Source organism: Pseudomonas sp. AP19 (genome assembly GCF_001728855.1).
In the GTDB taxonomy this organism is placed as follows: domain Bacteria; phylum Pseudomonadota; class Gammaproteobacteria; order Pseudomonadales; family Pseudomonadaceae; genus Aquipseudomonas; species Aquipseudomonas fluorescens.
In genome coordinates this window covers 73,655-79,693 of record NZ_LXJP01000033.1, presented here as the reverse complement: position 1 = coordinate 79,693, position 6,039 = coordinate 73,655, and the positions used below count along the sequence as shown (strand labels likewise).

At 62.2% G+C, this 6,039-nt stretch carries 6 protein-coding genes and 1 riboswitch; of the genes, 5 read left to right on the top strand and 1 reads right to left on the bottom strand.

Annotation, left to right across the window (positions count from 1 at the left end; all coding sequences use genetic code 11):
* Positions 1-45 precede the first annotated feature (45 nt).
* Complete coding sequence (locus A7D21_RS34590) at positions 46-384, bottom strand: hypothetical protein (protein WP_083272227.1); 339 nt, start codon at positions 382-384, stop codon at positions 46-48.
* 317 nt (positions 385-701) lie between these two features.
* Between A7D21_RS34590 and A7D21_RS21640 the strand changes: the two genes are divergently transcribed.
* The 5 genes from A7D21_RS21640 (at position 702) to A7D21_RS21620 (ending at position 6,033) form a co-directional block, all read left to right on the top strand.
* Positions 702-2,324, top strand: coding sequence for a methyl-accepting chemotaxis protein (locus A7D21_RS21640; RefSeq protein WP_069552658.1), 1,623 nt, complete (start codon positions 702-704; stop codon positions 2,322-2,324).
* A 168-nt stretch (positions 2,325-2,492) separates the two neighbouring features.
* Positions 2,493-2,594: riboswitch (guanidine-I (ykkC/yxkD leader) on the top strand.
* Between the two features lie 60 nt (positions 2,595-2,654).
* Positions 2,655-3,722: a putative urea ABC transporter substrate-binding protein gene (locus A7D21_RS21635; RefSeq protein ID WP_069552657.1), complete on the top strand. Its 1,068-nt coding sequence runs from the start codon at positions 2,655-2,657 to the stop codon at positions 3,720-3,722.
* 12 nt (positions 3,723-3,734) lie between these two features.
* A complete protein-coding gene (locus A7D21_RS21630) occupies positions 3,735-4,550 on the top strand; it encodes an ABC transporter permease (RefSeq protein WP_053254877.1) in 816 nt (271 codons plus the stop codon).
* Positions 4,547-5,311 (top strand): ABC transporter ATP-binding protein, encoded by a 765-nt coding sequence (locus A7D21_RS21625; protein WP_053254876.1) that lies wholly within the window; start codon positions 4,547-4,549, stop codon positions 5,309-5,311. Before A7D21_RS21630 ends, A7D21_RS21625 begins: the two co-directional genes overlap by 4 nt.
* Positions 5,308-6,033 carry an urea amidolyase associated protein UAAP1 gene (locus A7D21_RS21620; RefSeq protein ID WP_053254875.1) on the top strand — a complete coding sequence of 242 codons (726 nt, stop codon included), beginning with the start codon at positions 5,308-5,310 and terminating at the stop codon, positions 6,031-6,033. Before A7D21_RS21625 ends, A7D21_RS21620 begins: the two co-directional genes overlap by 4 nt.
* The last annotated feature ends 6 nt before the right edge of the window (positions 6,034-6,039 follow it).

Sequence of the window (6,039 nt, the reverse complement as noted above, 5' to 3'; positions counted from 1 at the left end):
CCAAAAAAAAGCGGCGCTGAATGCGCCGCCTCACGTCAAAACCTGCTACCGGTGGCCGCCGCGCCCGCCTCCATGATCGGATCCATGACCTCGACCACCATTGCCCCAGTGACCGCCTCCCCAGCCCTGGTTCGGGTACGGCCGGTAAGCCGGTCTTGGGTAATAACGCGGTGCTGGCTGGTAATAACGCGGCGCCGGCTGGTAGTACCGTGGCGGCGCGTAGTAACTGCGTCCATCCGAGTAAGTGGGACCACCGTAATAATAGGCTGGCGCCGGTGCGGTATAGACCTCCGAGCGATAGTAAGTGGCGCCACCATCGTAGTAAGGCACACACGCAGACAGGGTCAGGCCGAATAAAGCACTAAGAAGCAGTCGTCGATACATGGCGGCCTCCTGGACCGCGGGAGAGCACCTCCAGCGACGCTGGAGGGCGGCATTCATCTTTCACTGAATGACGAAACATCTGACATCAAAAACTGAATCTGGTGCGTTTCTGTAACAACTTGGTACATCTGCAGCGTAGCCCGATGCACCCTGCGGTGCCCTATCGGCATAGACGCGCGGTGGTCAAAAAGCTGAATCGATTCAGTCATTTTGTCTGTCATGAAACTTCCTCGATAAACATGATGTCATTGTGATATCGACCATGAGCAAGGAGGCTCTAGCGCGAGCCCTCACTCTATTCTCGTCGGATACACGTCATGAAAATTTCTACCAAGCTCCTGCTTTCGTTCGTTTTGTGTGCGCTTGTCACCCTCGGTGTCGGGATGCTGGGAATAAAAGGTGTCGTTCGGCTCGCCAACGCACTGGAACTAACCTTCTCCAACAACCTGGTGTCTGTCAGCAATACGGCCTCCACGCTCAATGGCCTGGTCGCGCACAACCGTGGTCTGTACCGATTACTCGATGCCAGCAACGGCAACGTCAATCAACAAGACCGCGACCGCGTACGCCAGGACATTGCCAGCGAACTCAAGCGCAGCCAGACCGCGTATGCCACGTACCGCGCTACGCCACTGGAAGATGACGAACGCGTCGCGGGCGACAAGCTCGACCAGATCTGGCCGAACTATGTCAGCAGTTCCGAACGCATTATCTCGATGCTCGACAGCGGCCAGACAGAACAGGCTCGCACGCAGCTCAACACCACCAATAATGAACTGTTCCGCCAGGCCCGCGAGCTGATCCGCGTGATGATCGAGTCCAATAACCGCCAGATCAAAGAAGGCGCAATCGCCGCCGAAGCGCTGCGCGACAGCGCATTGACGTGGATGATCAGCGGCATCGTCCTGGCGTTCATCATCGCAATCACCATCGGCCTGCTGATCACGCGCCTGATCACCCGCCCTATCGCACAAGCGGTCGAAAGCGCTCAACGCATTGCCAAAGGCGACCTGACCCACGCCATCGTCACCGAACGCACTGACGAAGCCGGGCAACTGTTGATGGCGCTGTCCGATATGCAAGGCGGCTTGAAAAGCACCCTGGTGGAAATTGCCAACGCTGCGGACCAGCTCGCGTCGGCCGCCGAAGAACTGAGCGCGGTTACCGACGAAAGCACCCGTGGCCTGACCCGCCAGAATGACGAAATTCAACAGGCTGCCACCGCGGTAAACCAGATGACCACGGCGGTGGACGAAGTGGCGAGCAATGCGGTGTCGACCTCGCAAGCGTCCCGGCAGGCCACCACCGAAGCGGAGGAAGGTCGCCAGCAAGTCGAGCAGGCCATGTCGGGCATGGAGTCGATGGTGGTCGAGATCAATGATTCGACGCAGTCGGTCGCGGATCTCGCCAACCAGGTGCGAGAGATCGGCAAGGTCATTGATGTCATCCGCAGCATTGCCGACCAGACCAACCTATTGGCCCTCAATGCCGCCATCGAAGCCGCCCGCGCAGGCGAGCAAGGCCGAGGTTTCGCGGTGGTCGCTGACGAGGTGCGGGCATTGGCCCATCGCACCCAAACCTCCACGGTCGACATTGAAAAAATGATTGGTGACGTGCAGCTCGGCGCCGATGATGCCGTGGCCGCCATGAACAAGAGCCTGAGCTGGGCCAATGACACCCAGGCCTTGGCGCAAAACGCCGGGCAAGCCCTGCAGCGGATCACTACCAGCGTGGCGATGATCAACGAGCGTAACCTGGTGATCGCCTCCGCATCGGAGGAACAGGCGCAGGTGGCCCGCGAAGTGGACCGCAACCTGCTCAACATCCAGGACCTGTCGACCCAGACCGCCGCCGGCGCCCACCAGACCAATGCCTCCAGCCAGGACCTGTCCCGCCTGGCTACTTCGTTCAATGTACTGGTCAGCAAGTTCCAGCTGTAATCGCCTCATTAGTGTGCGCCCGCGCACCGACCTGACGCACATCCCTTCGCGCCCAACCCTCGCGGCGCCCATGCCCGGCTGAAAAGCCGGGCTTGTGCCTCACTTGGCACGACTCTCGCTTTAGCTCCCTCGTGCAGGATTGATTACAGGTTCGCGGCACCACAATTTGCAATGGCTGACTAGGGTTCCGGCTCGCTGATCGCGAGTGGCTGGTCCGAGAGTTGGCGACCTCCAGTTGAGGTTACACGGCGGGATAAAAGCCCGGGAGACAAGCCACCGTTTACGGTGCCGCGTTGCTCCTGCTCGCCCTTGATCAACTGGAGAAACCCCATGCCCTCAATTCGTTTACCCGCCCTGCTCGCCGCGGCCTTTGCCGCCGTGATGAGCGTTCAGACCCAAGCCGCCCCCAAAGACCACTTCAGCGTGTGCTGGACGATTTATGCCGGCTGGATGCCGTGGGAATACGCCGGCAGCCAAGGCATCCTCGACAAGTGGGCCAAGAAGTACGGCATCAAAATCGACATGGTGCAGCTCAATGACTATGTCGAATCCATCAACCAGTACACCGCCGGCCAGTTCGACGGCTGCACCATGACCAACATGGACGCCCTGACCATTCCCGCCGCCGGTGGCGTGGACAGCACCGCGCTGGTGGTCAGTGACTTCTCCAACGGTAACGATGGCGTGGTGATCAAGGGCACCGGCAAGACCGTGGCCGACCTCAAGGGCATGAACGTCAACCTGGTGGAACTCTCGGTGTCCCACTACCTGCTGGCCCGCGCCCTGGAGTCGGCCGACCTCACCGAAAAAGACCTGAAAGTCGTCAACACCTCCGACGCCGATATCGCCGCGGCCTTCAACACCGACCAGGTGCAAGCCGTCACCACCTGGAACCCGATGCTCTCTGAGATCAAGGCCAAACCGGGCGTCACCGAAGTGTTCGACTCCAGCAAAGTGCCCGGCGAAATCATGGACATGATGGTGGTCAACACCCAGACCCTCAAAGACAACCCCAAGCTGGGCAAAGCGTTGACCGGCGCCTGGTTCGAAGTGGTTGCGCTGATGAACGCCAAAAACGCGGCCAGCACCGAAGCGTTGGAGCACATGGCCAAAGCCTCCGGCACCGACCTCAAGGGTTTCCAGTCGCAACTGGACACCACCAAGCTGTTCGCCACCCCCAAGGAAGCGCTGGCCTTCGCCACCAGCGCGCAGTTGCCCGCCACCATGCGCAAGGTCGCCGAGTTCTCGTTTGCGCACGGCCTGCTCGGCGAAGGCGCCAAAGACACCAGCGCCGTGGGCATGCGCTTCGCCAACGGCGTGACCAGCGGCGACACCGCCAACCTCAAGCTGCAGTTCGACCCCAGCTACGTGCAAATGGCCGCCGACGGCACGCTGTAAGAGGAACCGGCCATGCGCCTGATCAACCGCCACCCGGAACGCTCCAGTCGCCTGTTGTTGGTGATGCTGCCGTTCGCCCTGCTGCTGTTCGCCTACTTTGTGGGCTCGGCCGAGCGCCTGGCGGACAACCCCAATGACAAGCTGCTGCCCAGCGCCGTGCAAATGGGCGACGCCCTGCAACGCCTGGCGTTCAGCGCCGACACCCGCACCGGTGAATACGTGCTGTGGCAAGACAGCGCGTCGAGCCTGCGCCGCCTGGCTATCGGCCTGGGGATCAGCGCCCTCGCCGGCCTGTGCCTGGGCATCGCCGCCGGGACGCTGCCGCTGTTTGGCGCGCCGTTGTCGCCTTTGCTCACGGTGCTGTCGATGGTGCCGCCGCTGGCGATCCTGCCCATCCTGTTCATCGTGTTCGGGCTGGGGGAGCTGTCCAAAGTCATGCTGATCGTCATCGGCATCACACCGGCCCTGGCGCGCGACCTGGAACAGCGCGCCCGGGAAATTCCCGTCGAGCTGCTGGTCAAGGCGCAGACCCTCGGCGCCTCCACCTGGACCCTGATGCTGCGGGTGGTGCTCCCGCAACTGCTGCCGCGTCTGCTGATCTCGCTGCGGCTGATGCTCGGCTCGGCGTGGCTGTTCCTGATCGCCGCCGAGGCCATCGCCTCCACTGACGGTTTGGGCTACCGGATTTTCCTGGTGCGCCGCTACCTGGCGATGGACGTGATTCTGCCTTACGTGGTGTGGATCACCCTGCTCGCCTGGCTGATGGACTGGGGCCTCAAAACCCTGACGCGGCGTGCGTTCCCCTGGTACGAAGGAGCGCGGGCATGAGCTTTATCAGCGTCAACAATGTGTGGCAGCGCTATGGTGACCAAGTGGTGCTGGAAGGGCTCAACCTGCAGGTCGACGAGGGTGAGTTTTGCACGCTGGTCGGTACCTCGGGTTGCGGCAAATCCACCTTCCTGCGCCTGCTGCTGGGCCAGGAAACCGCGAGCAAGGGCCAGATCCTGCTGGATGGCCAGGCGCTCGCTGCCGAGCCGGATGCGAGCCGTGGCGTGGTGTTCCAGCGCTACTCCGTGTTCCCGCATTTGACCGTGCTGGATAACGTCGCCCTCGGCCTTGAGCTACCCCGCTCGCCATTGCTGGGCCGGCTGTTCGGCAGCGCCAAACACCACGCACGTGAACAGGCTGCCGCCCTGCTGCGTAAGGTCGGCCTGGACCACGCGCTGGACAAATACCCGGCGCAGCTCTCCGGCGGCATGCAACAACGCCTGGCCATCGCCCAGGCCCTGATCATGAAACCCCGCGTCTTGCTGCTGGACGAACCCTTCGGCGCCCTCGACCCGGGCATTCGCAAAGACATGCACCAGTTGCTGCTGGCGCTGTGGCGCGAAACCCGGCTGACGGTGTTCATGGTCACCCACGACCTGAGTGAAGGCTTCAGCCTCGGCACGCGCTTGCTGGTGTTCGACAAGGTTCGCGTCGACCCCCACGCCCCCGGCGCCTATGGCGCGCGCATCACCTACGACATCCCTTTGAACAGCGAGCGCCGCAAAGCGCTCGCCGCCGAACTTGGAGCGACTTCCAAATGACCGATTCCACTCAATTGTTTCCCCCGTTCGCCGAAGAGATGCTGCCCGGCGGCGGCCACCGTTCCTTTGTGCTCAAGCGCGGCCAACTGCTGCGCCTCACCGACCTGCGCGGCGGTGCCAACGTCAGCCTGACCCTGCTCAACGCCAACGAAAAAACCGAGCGCCTCAACCTGCCCGACAGCCTCAAGTGCCAACACACCGCCAAGCTCACCAGCGGCCATTGCCTGTACTCGGACATGGGCCGCGTGCTGGCCGCCATCACCGCCGACACCTGCGGCTGGAGTGACAGCATCGGCGGTGTGTTGTGTGCCTGCGAAGTGGCCGAGAAGTACGGCCAGGGCCGCTATCAAGAGCTGCGCAACGGCTTCTTTCGCAACGGCACCGATAACCTGTTGGTGGAATTGGGCAAGTGGGGCCTGGGGCTGTCCGACCTGCTGATGACCCTCAACCTGTTCAGCCGCGTCAACGTCGAGAGCGACGGTGGCTTGCACTTTGTGCCGGGCAATTCCAAGGCCGGCGACTACATCGAGCTCTACGCGCCGATGGACACGCTGGTGGTGCTGACCGCCTTGCAACACCCGATGGACCCCAACCCGAACTACGCCCCACAGCCGCTGAAACTCAGCTGGATGAACGCAGACCCCAGTGTCGCCGAACACTGCCGCACCTCGCGCCCGGAAAACGAGCGCGGCTTTATCAACACCGACCGCCTGTTCGCCTGAGGAGCT